This is a genomic window from Emticicia sp. 17c, assembly GCF_037153985.1.
GTDB lineage: Bacteria > Bacteroidota > Bacteroidia > Cytophagales > Spirosomataceae > Emticicia.
This window is the reverse complement of sequence record NZ_JBBAYI010000001.1, coordinates 377,023-393,630: the sequence shown is the minus strand read 5'-3', so window position 1 is coordinate 393,630 and position 16,608 is coordinate 377,023. Positions and strand designations below refer to the sequence as shown.

Below are 16,608 nucleotides of genomic sequence, written 5' to 3'. Positions count from 1 at the left end.
AAAAATAGTTATACAAATTTAATGAATTTCCAAAAGATTAACAAAGGTTTTAGGATTTAATACACAGAAAAAAGGCTATACTTATAATACTAAATTTATTATATATACATATTATTTTTTATATATGTATTATTTGTTTAAGCCATTATAAATGTAAGCACTACTTTAAACCAAAAAAGACCAGAGAAAACTCTGGTCTTTTTTGGTTTTTATCTTCTCCAATGCCCTCGCCTATACACATATCCTTTGGGTGTTCTCTGATAATGGCCCTCTACCCATACTCTTCTCCCTCTGGGTGGTACTGTGTAGTAGCCATTTCGCCAGACGTATGTGCCACCTCTTGCTACATAATGCCCTGGCACCCATACGTGTCTCGGAGTAATAGGTGCTGGAATTGTTTCTACCACCGCAGTAGGTGGCGGCGTAGTTACAATCTCACCTGAACATCCTGCTAGCCCTATTAAAGCAAAACTGCTAAGTAGGACTATATTATTGATAATTTTCATGGCTTATGCTATTTAAATCTAAGTAAGGCAACTGAAACTAGGTGTTTAGTCTTTGTCTGACACCAAATCATCGTTAGTTTCTTCTAAGTCTTCATGATTGTCGCCCCCTAAACTGTAATAATTATTTTCTTCATCTTCAAGCCCGATATTTTCTGAATCATCATCAAGGTCTGCTCCCGGAACATCCAAATCATCACCTGTCTGCTGGGTATTATAATCTGATTCATTCCAGTCGTCTGGCTGTATATCAGCAGGGTCTTTTAATTGTGTGGTATCATCAGGATTAATATTATCCTCTTTTATCCCTCTACTATAAATATCTTCTGAAGACGGATATAAAGGATACCCAGGAAAGTCTGTCTGAGATTCTTCAGGTTTCGTTTTTGGTTTTTGTTCAGCTTCCATAACTACACGTGTAAAGTAATTTGGTATTACAATAAAAGAATCAGCAGTAAAATAACTATAAGCGCACCAGCAGAGATATACACTCCTCCTCCGATTTGCGCCATCTTTGTACGAAGCGTTTTTACTTCTTTACGTAGTTGTCTTTTTTCTTTGGAAGTCATTTGAGACTTATCCATTGCTTTAATTTCTTCTAACCTTGCCAGAATGGCTTTAGCCTCGGCAGATTCTATTTTTTCTGCGTTCTTAGCAGGGTCTTCTGTTTTTACAACTGGTGTTGCTGCACCTGCACCGATATAAGAAAGAAATACCAAAGAGAAGATGGCGATAAAAGAACAAAGATTCTTTTTCATGGCTTTAATTGATTTAAGTGATTTAAAGTTTTGCTTATAATTGCAAAAAAACTAAGCCATATATTTGAAAAGCAACTTTGCTACTTTTATAGCCAATAATGTAGAAAATTTTACTCAGTTGTGTGTACAAGTAGAGGGTTTTACTTTAGTAAGTCAGGGCGTCTTTCTTTTGTACGCTTAATAGATTGTTCCAAACGCCATTCGTTAATTTTTTTCTCATGACCCGATAATAATACATCTGGCACTTTGAGCCCTTCAAATTCGGCCGGCCTTGTATATACTGGTGGGGCAAGTAAGTTATCCTGAAAAGAATCTGTCAGCGCAGATGTTTCGTCGTTTAATACCCCCGGAATAAGCCTTATTATAGCATCAGATACGACTGCCGCTGGTAATTCGCCTCCAGAAAGTACGTAATCACCTATGGAAATTTCTTTTGTAATAAAATGGGTTCTGACACGCTCATCAATACCTTTATAATGCCCACAAAGAATTATCAGGTTTTTGTTCATAGAAAGCCTATTGGCGGTCTTTTGCTCAAATAATTCCCCGTCGGGGGTCATATAGATAATTTCATCATACACTCGGTTGGTTTGTAAATGACGAATACAACGAGCAATGGGTTCAATACCCAAAACCATCCCTGCGCCACCACCAAAAGCGTAGTCGTCAACCTGACGATGTTTGTTCTCGGAATAATCTCGCAGGTCATGAATGACGACCTCAGCAAGCCCTGCATCTTTGGCTCTTTTCAGAATTGAATGGTCAAAGTAGCTATCTAATAATCGAGGAACACATGAAATTATATCAATGTGAATACCATTATCTATTAAAGACTGATTAACTGATTCCATAGTATTTTACTCATCGTCTGGTTCCTGTGTATTATTATCAAGGTATATTTCTAATAAGCCCTCAGGAAGTTCCGTATAAAGTTCTTTTTTATCTCTGTCTATTGTTTTAACAATTTCGTCGCTCACAGGAATCAGTACTTCTGTATTCTCATACTGCATAGCTATGAGGTCTTGTATCTCAGATGTATACACGGCCTTTACCTTACCAAGTTTTCCTTTGTTTTCATCCACAACATCGTAGCCAATAATTTCATGATAATAAAACTGATCATCCTCTTCCAGTTCTGGCAAATTATCGTCTGGAAGATATATATCACAATTTACTATTTTTTTTGCGTCTTCAATGGTATCAATATCTTCAAACTTAACAATTGACTTCCCTGGTCTGATTTGTATTTCTTCAATAAAATACGGCACTAACTCTCCTTTTACTTCTAAAAGTACAGAATCTAATTCTTCATAATCTTCCGGAAAATCTACATCTAACCATATAGCTAATTCACCTTTCAGCCCATGAGTTTTTGTGATTTTTCCTAATAAGTAGCAATCCTCTTTAGTCATTGTCTTATATTTTATTTATTTCAATGTAAAAATCCCCGCTTTGGGCGGGGATTTTTTTCAATTAAGAGCAATATTCTCAATAACGAGTCAGAATTACGCTTCTGCTGGTGCTTCTGTGCTTTCAGCTTCTGGAGCTTCTTCAGCAGGAGTTGCAGCAGCTTCTGCCTCAGCAGCGGCTTTTTGTTGAGCAGCTTCCATATCAGCACGTTTTTTACGTTCAGCTTCAATAGCAGCTTTTTTCAATGTTTCTTTGCCTTCTGTAAGTTTAGCAATTCTTGCATCGCGTTTGTCTTGTTTGTCTTTTGCCCATGCTTCAAAACGAGCATCTGCTACGTCCTGAGTGATAGCGCCTTTATCAACACCTACTTGTAAATGTTTTTTAAAGAGTACGCCTTTTACTGACAAAATTTTACGAGTGGTATCTGTTGGTTCTGCACCAACCATTAACCAATATAAAGCTCTGTCATCTTTCAATGTGATACCCGCTGGGGTTGATTGAGGATTATACTGACCCAATTTTTCAATAAACTTACCATCACGTGGTGAGCGAGAATCAGCTACCACTATATCATATAATGGTGCTTTTTTACGTCCTCTTCTTGCTAATCTGATTTTAACTGCCATTTTTTTGTTTTTTTAATGGGGAGCCCGTCCCCTTTTGCATTTTGGGACTGCAAAATTACAAAAAAACCTTACAAAATAAAAATTTCGCAAGGTTTTTTTAGGAAATACAAATTAGATTCTTATATAAAAAAAGCAAGCCTATAAGCCGAATTCTGTCTTTCCTGATTTCTCAGGAAGGTCTTATCATTTATCTGGAACAACAGTCGCCTGTTGTTTCTATCAACCTACCCTCCGACTCAGACGAGCAGCCCTTTATACAAAAACATGTATACGTCGGTTTATTTGGTCTTTCAGTTCATGAGGTTTACCGTGCCTTGTGTGTCACCACACAAGCGGTAGGCCCTTACCCTACCTTTTCACCCTTACCTTTGCAGGCGGTATATTTTCTGTGGCACTAGCTGGCGGCAACTCATCGCTGGGTTACCTCCTACCCGTTAGGTAGCATGATGCTCTTCACTGTTCGGACTTTCCTCTGCTTTATAGAAAGCAGCGATAAGACGACTTGCTTTTTCTTTGATACAAAGGTAACTTTATCTATGACAATTACCAAAACGCTGTAAAATCAATCGCTTGCTATCTTTCAATAGGGTATCTTATTATCAAACGGCAGCATTTTTAAATATCGCAAAATTATTAATATTTAAGTAAAAAGCGATAAATTACAAACCATCTACTTTTAACTCAACCTTACCCTTTGCCAATACCACTGCAACAATACTTGAGGGGGTAAGATATACTTTATCAGGAAGCACACTCTCAATTTTCCCACTAAGTTTTACTCCTTTTTTGTATTCACTATTCATAGCCGACTCGACGTTCTGCTTGGCATAAGTAATCAGTTCATCAACTGGCATTCCGTATTCATCTTCTATCATCTTAACCATTTTACCCTCTAATAACCATGCTGCGGCTTTAGCTAGAATATTTCTTGTTTTTATATCAAACTGCGTATTTGTCAAGACAATGCTTTTTTTAACAGGGCTATACACGGGTATTCCTTTAATATAAACAGTACCTTTCAGGCTTCCTTTGATATCGGTTTTGATAACCAGAAACTCATTGCTACCATAAATATCTAGGTCGGTTATTTCGATTTTATATTTACCATCTTTAAAATCATAGGTTTTACCAATAAACATTTTCTTTGCTACTAGCGCCGCTTCGGAAAACGGCACATCGCTCATTAAACCTACCTGAAAGTCGTTTGGTATATTACTTACCAGTTTAAGGTTAGGTATATTATTAACCGGCAAGGGGTTGTTTGGATGCTCGCCCATGATGGTTTCGGTATAGGCTTTAAGCCCTAATGCCGAACGAACATTTCGCCCTGCTGTTATCAGGGGAGTCATGTAAATTTCGAGGGGTGTAATTTTAACCCATGTCCGGTATTCTTCCGAAACCTGATATGGCTGTGAAGCGGCATTCCACGCTTGTATCACATAAGGCTTAATAGTAAGATTTTTGGCAACGGCATCATCAATTGACTTGGCAAATTTAGAATGGTTGTTGTCAATAATTTTTCCTACTATAAAATCGATAGGCACATCGAAGCCAATGTTTATTTTAGGTTTGGTTACCCATTCATAACCATTAGGCGTAGTAAAGGTCTGTACTGCCCAGTCTGGACGGATAGTAAAGCGGGTCGAGAATTTCAGATTCATCTCAAATTCAATCGGAATATATTTCATCAAACCGAAAGCTCCGATACCTTTTTCTGCCCATACCTTAATAGGTACTGTAAAATCGAACACATCGTTTGTACCGGCTGTTATAAGAATGTTTGACCTCTTCCATACTTTGCATTTGAAATTATCATTCCCGTCATCGGTATAACTGTTATCTTCGTAGATAAGGCCAGTGAGGGTACCATTGATTTGTTTCTCGATGTCGTTCATCGAAATATCAAATGGAATGCTAATATTTGAAAAGATTTTTTGCACGCGTACTGAATCTTGTAAATATTGCTCTACGGGAGCTTCGGGGTTAGCCTTCTGGGCTTTTGTATACGTAACAGCACTAAAAAATACTGTAACTAATAACCAAACAGGGGTTTTCAGCTTATTCATTATTTATTAAAATTGGAACTCTTGTGCAAAACGGATAAACAAGAAAAAAATTATTTCCCTTTGTACCCTCAGATTTACTTTATTTTAATACGTGTAGCTCCATAACCAAATTTCTCTTTCTGTGCATCTTCAAACCATGCTACATTTTTATGTTTTGATAACCTTCGTTGTATCTCCTGCCTTAATATGCCATTTCCTACGCCATGAATAAAAGTGATTTCATCCATCCCACTAGCAATTGCCTGTTCAAAATTATTTTCAAACGTACTCATTTGCATTTCAAGTATCTGGGCATTGTTCATTGCAAGAAAGTTTTTAGTTAATTGCTCAATATGCAAGTCGACTACTTGTGTTGGTTTTGTGTAAGTCTTAGCTATTTCGTCTACCGCCTTTTTTTCGAGCATTCCCTCTTTTAACTTATTTACATCTATTACTAATGGTTTTGTTTCAGTTTTCACTACTGTTTCTTTTGTATCGTCCGAATCAAGCTGATACAAGAATGCTTCTTTATCTAACAAAGGAGCTTTTGTTTTATAGTTAGCAAAGGTTTCTTCTCTTACCCTCATTTTTTTTAGAAGCGGCGCGCGTTCATCAAAAGGCCCTGACTGGTAATAAAATGCCTGAAAACTAAAACTACCCCATTCTTCCATTTCTTTTAGTGATAGCTCAAGAGGTGATTTCTGAAAACTTTTAGCTTTTAATATTCCTCCTAATAGTCCGGTGTGGATTCTGGTATTATTCAGGGTCAGAGTAAAAGGCAAATCCCAATCTGTATTGTTAACAAGATATACCGGTGTTTCTTTTGCATTGGCCGGAAGAAACGCCAGAAAAATTCCTTTGTCGGCACGTACCTGATTTTTCACTTCTTTAGGCTTTGTCTCTTTCTCACTAGCAGGCTGAGGCTTAAAAAACTGTTTCTCACTCCCCGAAACCACAGCTAACTCTCTTCTCAAAACAGGGAGTCTGAACCCTGTTTCAATTTCAACTTCTATTAAGTTATCTTTTAAAAACTTTGTAATGATACCTTCTTCCTTTGAGTGTACCAAACGCACTCTATCTCCAATATTCATTTGTTATAATATGTATTATTCTTATAAATCTGTTTCTAAATAACACTACGGATATAAAAATAATTTCGTTCATTTAGTATTGTAGGTTTTAGCGTTTTTGCTAAAAAAAATACAATTTCCAAAAATATTAAGATTTTATTAAAGAGCTTCTATGTAAGGCAAAAAATAATAGTGTGGCTAGTAAAACTTTTTCCTTGTTATGTAAGTATTAAAACAAGAGTCGTTATTCAAACCCTCGCATTAAAATATTATTGTAAATAAAAAGAGAAACTAAGAGATTAGTTTTAGATTAGCCTATTTATTCCTACTGCCTTAACAAACATTCATTTTACAGCAATTTTATGTTAGATGCAATATTTATGAAGGAAACCCAAATATGTCTACAAAAAATACAATTTAATTTTATCTGATTTTAACAAAAAAAATACCTGCTTTAAATTCTTAATAAAGCAGGTATTTAGTCTATATAAAAGATTCTCTAATAGCTTCCCAAGTATTTTCTTGTTACCCATTCAACCGAAGCAAGCGTGAGTAAAACAAAGAATATCCATTTCAGATTGATAAATTCGTTCATTTCTTCAATGCTTGTCACTTTATCTGGACTTTGGTTAGATGAAAGATATTCTTTTAATTTCTCTAGCTGGCTAGCAACAAAAAACTTTCCATTATTTTGCTGGGCAAGGGTACGCAACATATTAAAATCGGCTGTATTAGTTAAACTTTCTAGGTCAGTATTCTTGATAATGAACTGGCCATCTACAACCTCACTTTTGCCCAGTACTTGTGTAGAAGCTTTATAACGATAGACACCTTCTGATAAGCCTGTTATTTCAAAACGGGTATTTTCTTTACTAATAGTGTAATTATATGTCTTCGTACTTCCTTTTTCGTCTGTTATATCGAGTTTGATTGTCTGGTTATAAATGCGCTCATAGATATCATTATAGGCTTCGTTTTCAAAAATCACTTTTTCATCAATCGAAAATTCAGGAGCAATCGGATAAACCCTTAGTTTTCGTTTATCATCTTTTACTGAAATTAATTGCAGGGTTTTCATCAGAACCTCGTCTACAATTTCCTGTTTATCGGTCAGAGCAAACTCTTCTAAGCGCCATTGCCAAATACCTTCCCCTGCTAGTACTGCCGATTTACGAGCATTAGCTGTATTGGCTATTAACAAGGGTTTAGGCGTTACTAGCGACCCTACACGCTGATAAAGGATAATTTCGCTACCAGTGGCTGGCTTATAATCTCCGAAAGGGGCTAAAACAGGAGGTAATTTTTCCAGAATATTGAGTTTATCTCCATCCAGATTAAATAAATTAAAAGAGGCATTAAACTTTGCAGTTACCTTATCAGCCCTTCCTCGTTGCGAAATAATACTTAATGTTTGCTGTAAGCCATTGAAACTTGCTATATTAGTTTGGCTTCCCAAAACAAATAAAGTAGGCTTTTGTAGGGCTAATAAACGGCTTACAACGCTTCCTCCGGCACCGTATAAATCAGGCAATTGATGAAGAATAAGAACATCAAACGGTTGTGTGCCTATTTCGTTAAGGTTATCACTCTGAATAATCTTAACGTTTAGTTCATATAACTCGTTTTTTTCGATAATTGCTTTTATTGCCTTAATATCAGGATGTGGTGCTAGTGCTACAAGCAGAATTTTTTCTTTACCATCAACTACATCAATATACACATCTCTGAGATTATTCTTTGATAAGAACTCTCCTGTCAGGCCAGCTACTTCAATACTATAACGCTGCATACCTTTTTGGTCGGCAGAAGTATAGAAAGTTACTTGTTTTAAATCCATTGCCTTATCGAAGCTTATTATCTGTTTGTCTAAGACCTTTCCACCTTGTTTTAGCAAAACGGTTGTTGATTTACCCTGATACCCATAACTTGAGATTTCGGCTTGTATCGGAAATTTATTTCCCAGATAAGCAATTCTATTGGCATTAATGGTATTTATTTTAATATCTTTCTTTTGAGTGGTATCGCCCAAGCCAATTGTATGAATATTAAAGTTATATTTACCATAAGTGGGTGAAATACCAGCATTAGCGATTCCGTCAGACACCAGAATAACATCAGTCAGGTTTCGGCCCTCGTAATTATTTTTAATATTTGCCAATAAACCCGACAAATCGGTAGTTTTTTCTCCGAATTTAATAGTATTGATTTCTGTGTTATCCGCTTCTTCCTGTAATGTTTTTATTTCAACATTAATATTCTTAGCTTCAATACCTTCCTTAAGCTTTTGAAGATTTTCTTTCAATTGCACCAGTTTTTCCTGACCGCCTTGCGCCATTGAAGAAGAATTATCAATGGCTAAAACTACTGCAGGCTTCTCAATAGTTGTTTTGTTGCTTCTTAACAAGGGGTTTACCAGCAAAAAAGCCAGTAATGCAACTAATAACCCTCGCACACAAGCAAGTAGCCTGTTCTGAATAGTAGAAAAGTTATTCTTTCTTTGATAAAGTACAAAAGCATAAATACCACCAGCGAGCAAACAAAGCAGAATGAACCACGGTGAAGATTGAAATATCAATTCGGATTTCATAAACCCCTCATCCCGTTTTCTAACGGGGAATTTTTATTTAGAAATATACTATTAAAACAACACCTTAATTGAACAAATATTTTGCCAAGATACAAAAAAATATCGTCAAGGCTTACGATAAATCTACCTTGACGATACAAACTATTGATAATTACTGTAAATATATACGAATCTACTACATGAGCATTCCACCATCGACCTGCAAAACTTGTCCTGTTACGTATCTCGACATATCTGAACCTAAAAATACGCACGCATTTGCTACGTCTTCTCCCTGCCCTGCACGCTTTAAAGGTATATTTTTCAACCATTCTTCCAAAGCCTTTTCGTTAAGCTCTCCGGTCATTTCTGTTTCAATAAAGCCAGGAGCTAACGCATTAGAACGAATATTTCTTGACCCCAACTCTTTAGCAACAGATTTTGTAAAGCCAATTATACCTGCTTTTGAAGCCGCGTAGTTGGCTTGCCCGGCATTACCCATTAGCCCCACAACTGAGGTAACATTAATAATAGAACCTTGTTTGGCGCGCATCATAGGCTTGGTAGCCGCTTTTGTAAGGTTAAAAACCGATTTTAGGTTTACACGCATTACTTCGTCCCATTGTTCTTCCGACATTCTCATCAAAAGTGTATCACGTGTAATTCCGGCATTATTCACTAAAATATCAATGGTTCCAAAGTCGGCTACCACATCTGTAATTAGTTGTTCGGCTGCTGCGTAATCAGAAGCATCTGAACGGTATCCTTTAGCTTTAACACCATAGGCTGCTAACTCAGCTTCAAGAGCTTGGCCTTTTTCAACACTAGAAAGATAAGTAAAGGCAATATTAGCACCTTGTTCAGCGAACTTTTTGGCGATTTCTCTCCCGATTCCGCGTGAAGCACCGGTCACTAAAGCGATTTTATTCTCAAGTAATTTCATGAATAAGTTAAATAATTAATGTAAAATAGTTTATTATGCTACACTTTCAGCTTCTTTTTTTTCGTTTTTGAGGTCTTCTCTCAAGCCTCGGCTTGTTTTTGTACTGCCATCATGCGACCACCCCGGAGGCATAAACACATATTTTATCTTGGTCAAAAGTCCCACTGGCTTTTTTAAGTCTTTCACAAGTTTCACCCACTCATGAAACACAATATTAACTGGATTTTTGTTTTCGACAGGAGAAACCAAGCCATATTTAATTGGTAGATTATCAATTTCTTCCTGAAAAGTTCCAAACATTCTGTCCCAGATCGTGAGGCACATACCCATATTTTTATCCAGATATTCTACATTAGAGGCATGATGTACTCTATGCTGCGAAGGAGTTACAATTACGTATTCCAATAATTTTAAAGGCATTTTACGAAACTTTGGAATATAACTTGTATGCACAAGTATACCGTATATCTGTGTAATCGAATACATTACGGCTATGTCTTCAGCCCTAAAGCCCAGCAACGATAAAGGGATAAAATAGATGAATCGGTACAGGGGTTGAAATACCGAAGAACGAAAGCCAACGGTCAGGTTAAACTGCTCAGAAGAATGATGCGTAACATGAGATGCCCAGAAAAAACGTGAGTAGTGGTCTACCACATGTAATACATAAAACACAAAATCTTCTGCAATAAACAGAATACCCCAATAAAGAATAGGATTTTCGATCTGGAAAAAACGATACTGGAAAAACCATGCTAGAATACCCCATGTAATACCTCTCGATAATAAATCGATACCACCATTAAGTAACATCAGATAAACATTTGTGATAGTATCTTTGATGGTGTAAAAATGCCTTTCCTGTATATTACTCAATATAATTTCTCCGAGTATCAAAAAAGCATAAAGCGGAGTAGAAAATATAATAACAAGTTGCTCTACGGTATAATTTTTAAGTACTTCAAACATAAAATCTGTTAATTAAAACAACATAAACTACTGATATTCAAATATTTTCATGATTTTCCTTCAACCACAATTACTATCTCTCCTTTAATACTTCTATTGGCAAAATTAGTAATAATTTCAGATAAAGTTCCGCGTACATTTTCTTCAAACATCTTTGTTATTTCTCTTGATACACAGGCTTGACGGTCAGCTCCAAATATTTCGACAAAATTTTCGAGAGTTTTTAGTAATCTGAACGGAGACTCATAAAAAATCATGGTTCTTTCTTCCTCAATAAGAGATTTTAATCGCGTTTGTCGGCCTTTTTTTACTGGCAGAAAGCCTTCAAAGGTAAACCTGTCACAAGGTAAGCCAGAATTTACCAAAGCGGGTACAAAAGCCGTAGGGCCCGGCAAGCATTCTACTTCTACCCCATTCCTAAGGCACTCTCTTACAAGTAAAAAACCAGGGTCTGAGATAGCAGGTGTGCCTGCATCGGATACCAAAACGATTTTTTCGCCCTTTTTAAGCCTTTCTACGACCTTTCCAACAGTTTGATGCTCATTAAAGGCATGATGGCTTTGTAAAGGTTTAGAAATGTCCAGATGCTTCAGAAGAAAGCCTGTATTGCGGGTATCTTCAGATAATATTAAATCAGCTTCTTTCAAGACATTAATAGCACGTAGGGTAATGTCTTCCAAATTGCCTATTGGTGTTGGAACAAGTACAAGTTTCACTGTATTTTTTTTCGACAAAATTACGAATTAAAGCGTTCAACTAGTAAAATGTATCTAATTAAAAGATAATAAATCTACTTTTTTTAACTAAAAAACTTCGAAAACTACCGCTCAATAAATATTTAATATTCATTTGTTATTTTACTTTCAAAAATTTCTGAAAATACTTGACAAAATAAATTATAATATATACTTTTGGCAAACAATAAACCTAATAAAGCCATGTTATTAGCAGCCATAGCCCTCGCGATTGGTGGTCTGATGATGACCAAAGTACGCGAAAAAGAAGAAATGTATGCCCCTAAAGGGTACATGACGAGTTTACAGGCTCGTCCTCGTAATGTATATTATTACTAAACTAAAGTTTCTCCCCCCTCTTAATTCAAAAATCTGTATCACAGCTTAAAAGATAATTTCAATACAATTTTTGAATGTTTTTACTTTTTTTGACTAAAATTATATAAGAATTGTCATATTTTAGGAAAAAAAAATCTAACAATTGGCTTATATTTTTTTTAGTTATTGTATAATTGGAAGTATTTTAAGAAAATTGTACAGTTAAACGTGCTTAAACTATGTTACTACTTACTATCGCATCACTCGCTTTTGGAGGTCTGTTAATGACCCGTATGAATGAAGAAAAAGAATTATATGCACCAAAAGGATATTTGGTTCGCTTACAATCTCGTCCTCGTTCAGTTTACGCCTGGTAATATACCTGTTTTTAAGGTAAATACTGCTTTAATACACTAAATTATGTATTAAATGGCATTGCTTTGCTCTTTTTTTGACTATGAGATAAAGCCAAAACTTATAAAATAGCCAAGTTTTTCTCAAGTTTTCTAATAATATAGTCCGCATCTTCTAATGCCGATATAGTATCGGATAATATTTGCTTGTGGGTCTGTATCATTTACCAATGCACATTTGGGCATAAAGGAAATCTCGTGTCTTTTTCCAAAAAATTACATCAAGAAAAATCTGTTAATTTCCAGAGTTTCTTAATGTAGGTAGCTCTTTTGTCCTAACTGATGCAGCAAAATACTCATTTGCATTTTAATTTACTTTTTAACTAGCTTAATTTGAAGATTATTTTTCTTCAAACAAGTCGTGTTTTATCAATTTTGCAAATTTCTCAAGAAAATCAATGATTTAATTGTGCATTCTGAGGATTGATAACGTATAAGTTAGCTAAGAAGCATCCATTTTTATTGAGACAGCATATCTCCAAAGTGTTCTTTATTCTGAAAGTTTGGGTCATACTTCTTTTATGCCGCATATTAATTCGGCATCGGCATTATTATGCCTTTACTATTCTTCGCCTCAACATAATTAGATTTATTTATGATAGTATTGCTGCTACCTTATCAACATTGAGATGTTGTAAATAACAAGAATATTAATTATTGAGTAAGGCTTGCTGGGTCAGCAAAGTAGAAACAAAGAATATGAGTGTTAAAATATATCGTAGATAACAACCTGAATAGTTAAAATCTAGGTTTAGATTATAATTGTCTCCAAAGCTATAACAAACATAGCGTATAGTTAATCATCAGTAAGCAAAGAAATATCTATAAAGCAAGTTCAAAACTTGAAATTAACGATAAATTACTCCTATTTTCTTAAAAACTGAGACAAATTGAATAAATTACTTGTCATATCAATAACTATTATAAGTCTACCTTAAGCATTTTGCCAGTAAAATCCAGCAAAATAATTCCTGAAGCTTCTCTTCAATACTATATGCAGGTAATTAACATATCAATAGCTCCAGCATATACAAGTCTAGCGTATATCCTAAAGTATTTCAATACCCTAACCGCAGCATATAGATACTTATAAGCGTATGAATGTACGACGATAGAATAGTCTTGTGGCTAAGCTACATACTCATTTATCTAGATTAGCCAAGAATCGGCAAGATTTAGTTATATCAAAATACTGTGAAACCCCATTTTTCAGATTTTTTTATACAATTATACGGCTTTTATTATGGCTGAGATTTCAATATACTGCATAATATATCAGATATAAATAAAATATTCAATTCTCAGCCATAATAAATACCTCTAAATAGAGGTATTTATGGCACTTTTGTATAAAAAAATCTGATTATATGATGTTTAGGCATGTCCTTAAGAAGAACCACACTACGTAAAATACTGATTATCAACACATTACACACACCTGTTGATAATTAAAATTTTGAAATTATTTTAATAAATCATCAATTTCCCTAGCTAGTTTTTTGTCTTTTTCAGTAACGGTATTACCGGCATCATGAGTAGATAAATCAATATGAACTTTATTCCAAGTATTTGACCAATCAGGATGATGGCCATGTACCTCTGCTAGCAAAGCCACACGGGTCATAAAGGCAAATGCTTCTGAAAAATCTTTAAAAATAAAAGTTCTACTTAGTTTGTTGTTGTTTTCGTTCCACATAAATATGGTCTTATTTAAATGAGTGTATGAATATTGTACAATATACAACAAAAAAAAGCCGAATCAAATGATTCGGCTTTAGCAGAGAGAGAGGGATTCGAACCCCCGGACCTGTGACAGTCAACGGTTTTCAAGACCGCCGCATTCGACCACTCTGCCATCTCTCTGTGAATGTTTTGCAAAGGTACGGCTTTCTTATATATATGTCAATACCTAGCTAAAAAATTTTTATGTTTTTTTTTCCTTTCAGAAGCCCTCGAAAAAATGTAAATTTGTAAAAATTTTACGAATACTTCTTTTTTGTGGAAACAATCGAACAACTTCCAACGTTAGAAACAGCCAAAAAGCTTGGCTTATTACCCGAAGAATTTGAGAAAATCAAACAAATCTTAGGACGAACTCCCAACTTTACTGAGTTATCTATTTTCTCGGTAATGTGGTCAGAGCATTGCTCATACAAAAATTCTATTGTATGGCTAAAAACTTTACCGCGTGATTCAGACCGTATGCTTGCAAAAGCTGGGGAAGAAAACGCAGGTCTGGTTGATATTGGTGATGGCCTTGCTTGCAGTTTCAAGATTGAGTCTCATAACCACCCTTCTGCCCTTGAGCCATATCAAGGAGCTGCCACTGGTGTTGGGGGTATCAACCGTGATATTTTCACAATGGGTGCTCGCCCGATTGCTCAGTTAAACTCACTTCGTTTTGGTAACATTCAACTGGCTAAAACACAACGCTTACTTAAAGGTGTTGTAAAAGGAATTGGCGACTACGGTAATGCCTTTGGAATACCAACCGTGGGAGGAGAAATATATTTTGACGAATGCTATAATACAAATCCACTTGTAAATGCTTTTTCGGCTGGCATCGTGGAAGTAGGTAAACAAGCATCGGCCACTTCTTATGGTGTGGGTAATCCGGTATTTATTGTAGGTTCGGCAACTGGTAAAGATGGTATACATGGAGCAACCTTTGCTTCGGAAGATATCACAGAGAAATCTACTGAGAAACTTCCAGCTGTTCAGGTAGGTGACCCATTCATGGAAAAACTTCTGCTTGAAGCTACTCTTGAAATTATCAATACTGGTTATGTAATTGGTATTCAGGATATGGGAGCCGCTGGTATCATCTGCTCGACATCTGAAATGAGTGCCAAAGGTGAGCATGGGATGATTATAGACCTTGATAAAGTACCAACACGCCAAGCAAATATGCATGGATGGGAAATTTTACTTTCTGAATCTCAGGAAAGAATGTTAGTGGTTGTTGAGAAAGGTAAAGAAGATTTAATTAAAAGCATATTTGATAAGTGGGATTTGCACTGTGCGCAAATTGGTGAAGTAACCGATACACAACGTTTACACTTCTACCAACATGGTACACTGATTGCTGATGTTCCGGCGGAAGACCTTGTTTTAGGTGGAGGTGCTCCTCAATATCACCGTGAGTATCGCGAACCCGCATATTTTCAGGAGTTCAAAAAGTTTGATATAAATACAGTACCTGATATTCAGGATAGTGCTGAACTGAAAAAAGTAGCAGAACATCTGCTATCTCACCCGAATATCTGTTCAAGAAAATGGATCACTGAACAATATGATTCAACAGTAGGCACAGCCAATCGAAGCACGAATCGCCCTTCTGATGCAGCGGTAGTCCGTTTGAGAAATCCAGAAAAAGGAGATTTAAATAAAGGAATTGTAATTACAGTTGATTGTAATGGACGTTATGTGAACGCTGACCCTGAGACTGGTTGCCAGATTGCCGTTGCAGAAGCTGCACGGAATATTGTTTGTACAGGAGGTGACCCTTTAGCCATTACCAATAACCTGAACTTCGGAAATCCATATAACCCAGAGGTGTACTGGCAATTTGTTGGAGCTATCAAAGGGATGAGCAAGGCCTGCACTAAATTTGGTACGCCAGTAACTGGTGGAAACGTAAGTTTCTATAACCAAAGCTCTGACGATGGCCCTGTATTTCCAACACCAACTATCGGGATGCTTGGTTTGTTAGAAAATATGGATAACCAGACTACACTCAATTTTAAAAATGCTGGTGATTTGATTTATCTGATCGGAGCTTCAAAAGATGATATTGCTTCTTCTGAATATTTGTATTCTTATCGTGGTATTAAAGCATCTCCGGCTCCTGATTTTAATTTAGATGAAGAGTATAACGTTCAACAAGCAGTAAAAGAATTAATTCAAAATAAGTTAGTTGAATCGGTTCATGATATTTCTGATGGAGGATTATTTGTTACATTAGCTGAGTCGTCTTTCACTAATACATTAGGCTTTAATATACAAACAGATGCCAAGCTAAGAACTGACGCCTTTTTATTTGGTGAAGCACAAAGCAGGGTGGTTGTATCGGTAAAACCTTCGCAAAAAAATCAGATAGAAGATTTATTACGTAAAAATAATATAGCTTTTGCCCAACTAGGCGAAGTAAATGACGGTAGTTTTATTATCGACAGCGAAGTAATTATTACCTGCCAAACGGCTAAAAATATTTATGATAATGTTATAAGCAATATCATGAACTAAAAAATGAA

General features: G+C 35.8%; 15 protein-coding genes, 1 tRNA gene and 1 other RNA gene. 2 read left to right on the top strand and 15 right to left on the bottom strand.

Features of this window, described 5'->3' with window-relative positions; all coding sequences use genetic code 11:
* Positions 1 to 209 precede the first annotated feature (209 nt).
* From WAA15_RS01700 to rsmI, 13 genes are all read right to left on the bottom strand, one after another.
* Positions 210 to 506, bottom strand: coding sequence for a hypothetical protein (locus tag WAA15_RS01700; protein ID WP_337040639.1), 297 nt, complete (start codon positions 504 to 506; stop codon positions 210 to 212).
* Positions 507 to 551: 45 nt separating this feature from the next.
* Positions 552 to 911, bottom strand: a complete 360-nt coding sequence (locus WAA15_RS01695; protein WP_337040638.1) for a hypothetical protein — start codon at positions 909 to 911, stop codon at positions 552 to 554.
* A 26-nt stretch (positions 912 to 937) separates the two neighbouring features.
* A complete protein-coding gene (locus WAA15_RS01690; protein ID WP_337040637.1) occupies positions 938 to 1,261 on the bottom strand; it encodes a hypothetical protein in 324 nt (107 codons plus the stop codon).
* A gap of 140 nt (positions 1,262 to 1,401) precedes the next feature.
* Positions 1,402 to 2,076 (bottom strand): tRNA (guanosine(37)-N1)-methyltransferase TrmD, encoded by a 675-nt coding sequence (gene trmD / locus WAA15_RS01685; RefSeq protein ID WP_337041308.1) that lies wholly within the window; start codon positions 2,074 to 2,076, stop codon positions 1,402 to 1,404.
* A 42-nt stretch (positions 2,077 to 2,118) separates the two neighbouring features.
* Complete coding sequence (gene rimM, locus WAA15_RS01680; protein ID WP_337040636.1) at positions 2,119 to 2,673, bottom strand: ribosome maturation factor RimM; 555 nt, start codon at positions 2,671 to 2,673, stop codon at positions 2,119 to 2,121.
* Between the two features lie 93 nt (positions 2,674 to 2,766).
* Positions 2,767 to 3,297: a 30S ribosomal protein S16 gene (locus WAA15_RS01675; protein ID WP_337040635.1), complete on the bottom strand. Its 531-nt coding sequence runs from the start codon at positions 3,295 to 3,297 to the stop codon at positions 2,767 to 2,769.
* Positions 3,298 to 3,422: 125 nt separating this feature from the next.
* Positions 3,423 to 3,806: RNase P RNA component class A (gene rnpB / locus WAA15_RS01670), an RNA gene on the bottom strand.
* Positions 3,807 to 3,956: 150 nt separating this feature from the next.
* Complete coding sequence (locus WAA15_RS01665; protein ID WP_337040634.1) at positions 3,957 to 5,363, bottom strand: DUF4403 family protein; 1,407 nt, start codon at positions 5,361 to 5,363, stop codon at positions 3,957 to 3,959.
* A 74-nt stretch (positions 5,364 to 5,437) separates the two neighbouring features.
* Positions 5,438 to 6,433 carry a Smr/MutS family protein gene (locus tag WAA15_RS01660; RefSeq protein WP_337040633.1) on the bottom strand — a complete coding sequence of 332 codons (996 nt, stop codon included), beginning with the start codon at positions 6,431 to 6,433 and terminating at the stop codon, positions 5,438 to 5,440.
* Between the two features lie 478 nt (positions 6,434 to 6,911).
* On the bottom strand, positions 6,912 to 8,999 hold the full coding sequence (locus WAA15_RS01655; protein WP_337040632.1) for a vWA domain-containing protein: 2,088 nt from the start codon (positions 8,997 to 8,999) through the stop codon (positions 6,912 to 6,914).
* Positions 9,000 to 9,174: 175 nt separating this feature from the next.
* A complete protein-coding gene (gene fabG / locus WAA15_RS01650) occupies positions 9,175 to 9,921 on the bottom strand; it encodes a 3-oxoacyl-[acyl-carrier-protein] reductase (RefSeq protein ID WP_337040631.1) in 747 nt (248 codons plus the stop codon).
* Positions 9,922 to 9,954: 33 nt separating this feature from the next.
* The gene (locus WAA15_RS01645) at positions 9,955 to 10,890 is read right to left on the bottom strand and encodes a sterol desaturase family protein (protein ID WP_337040630.1); all 936 of its coding nucleotides are present in this window, start codon (positions 10,888 to 10,890) and stop codon (positions 9,955 to 9,957) included.
* Positions 10,891 to 10,937: 47 nt separating this feature from the next.
* Complete coding sequence (gene rsmI, locus WAA15_RS01640; protein ID WP_337040628.1) at positions 10,938 to 11,606, bottom strand: 16S rRNA (cytidine(1402)-2'-O)-methyltransferase; 669 nt, start codon at positions 11,604 to 11,606, stop codon at positions 10,938 to 10,940.
* A gap of 195 nt (positions 11,607 to 11,801) precedes the next feature.
* On the opposite strand from rsmI, the gene WAA15_RS01635 reads away from it, so the two are divergent.
* Positions 11,802 to 11,963, top strand: a complete 162-nt coding sequence (locus tag WAA15_RS01635) for a hypothetical protein (RefSeq protein WP_337040627.1) — start codon at positions 11,802 to 11,804, stop codon at positions 11,961 to 11,963.
* A gap of 1,854 nt (positions 11,964 to 13,817) precedes the next feature.
* Here WAA15_RS01635 and WAA15_RS01630 read toward each other — a convergent pair.
* Both WAA15_RS01630 and WAA15_RS01625 read right to left on the bottom strand, forming a co-directional pair.
* Complete coding sequence (locus WAA15_RS01630) at positions 13,818 to 14,051, bottom strand: 4a-hydroxytetrahydrobiopterin dehydratase (RefSeq protein ID WP_337040625.1); 234 nt, start codon at positions 14,049 to 14,051, stop codon at positions 13,818 to 13,820.
* An 82-nt stretch (positions 14,052 to 14,133) separates the two neighbouring features.
* Positions 14,134 to 14,218 (bottom strand) — tRNA-Ser (locus tag WAA15_RS01625).
* Positions 14,219 to 14,353: 135 nt separating this feature from the next.
* Here WAA15_RS01625 and purL point away from each other — a divergent pair.
* Complete coding sequence (purL, locus tag WAA15_RS01620) at positions 14,354 to 16,600, top strand: phosphoribosylformylglycinamidine synthase subunit PurL (RefSeq protein WP_337040624.1); 2,247 nt, start codon at positions 14,354 to 14,356, stop codon at positions 16,598 to 16,600.
* Positions 16,601 to 16,608: the final 8 nt, after the last annotated feature.

Bases quoted from the DNA above. Each gene is read 5' to 3' on its own strand.
- WAA15_RS01700 (WP_337040639.1), bottom strand. From the start codon at position 506: ATGAAAATTATCAATAATATAGTCCTACTTAGCAGTTTTGCTTTAATA.
- WAA15_RS01695 (WP_337040638.1), bottom strand. From the start codon at position 911: ATGGAAGCTGAACAAAAACCAAAAACGAAACCTGAAGAATCTCAGACA.
- WAA15_RS01690 (WP_337040637.1), bottom strand. From the start codon at position 1,261: ATGAAAAAGAATCTTTGTTCTTTTATCGCCATCTTCTCTTTGGTATTT.
- rimM (WP_337040636.1), bottom strand. From the start codon at position 2,673: ATGACTAAAGAGGATTGCTACTTATTAGGAAAAATCACAAAAACTCAT.
- WAA15_RS01675 (WP_337040635.1), bottom strand. From the start codon at position 3,297: ATGGCAGTTAAAATCAGATTAGCAAGAAGAGGACGTAAAAAAGCACCA.
- WAA15_RS01665 (WP_337040634.1), bottom strand. From the start codon at position 5,363: ATGAATAAGCTGAAAACCCCTGTTTGGTTATTAGTTACAGTATTTTTT.
- WAA15_RS01660 (WP_337040633.1), bottom strand. From the start codon at position 6,433: ATGAATATTGGAGATAGAGTGCGTTTGGTACACTCAAAGGAAGAAGGT.
- WAA15_RS01655 (WP_337040632.1), bottom strand. From the start codon at position 8,999: ATGAAATCCGAATTGATATTTCAATCTTCACCGTGGTTCATTCTGCTT.
- fabG (WP_337040631.1), bottom strand. From the start codon at position 9,921: ATGAAATTACTTGAGAATAAAATCGCTTTAGTGACCGGTGCTTCACGC.
- WAA15_RS01645 (WP_337040630.1), bottom strand. From the start codon at position 10,890: ATGTTTGAAGTACTTAAAAATTATACCGTAGAGCAACTTGTTATTATA.
- WAA15_RS01630 (WP_337040625.1), bottom strand. From the start codon at position 14,051: ATGTGGAACGAAAACAACAACAAACTAAGTAGAACTTTTATTTTTAAA.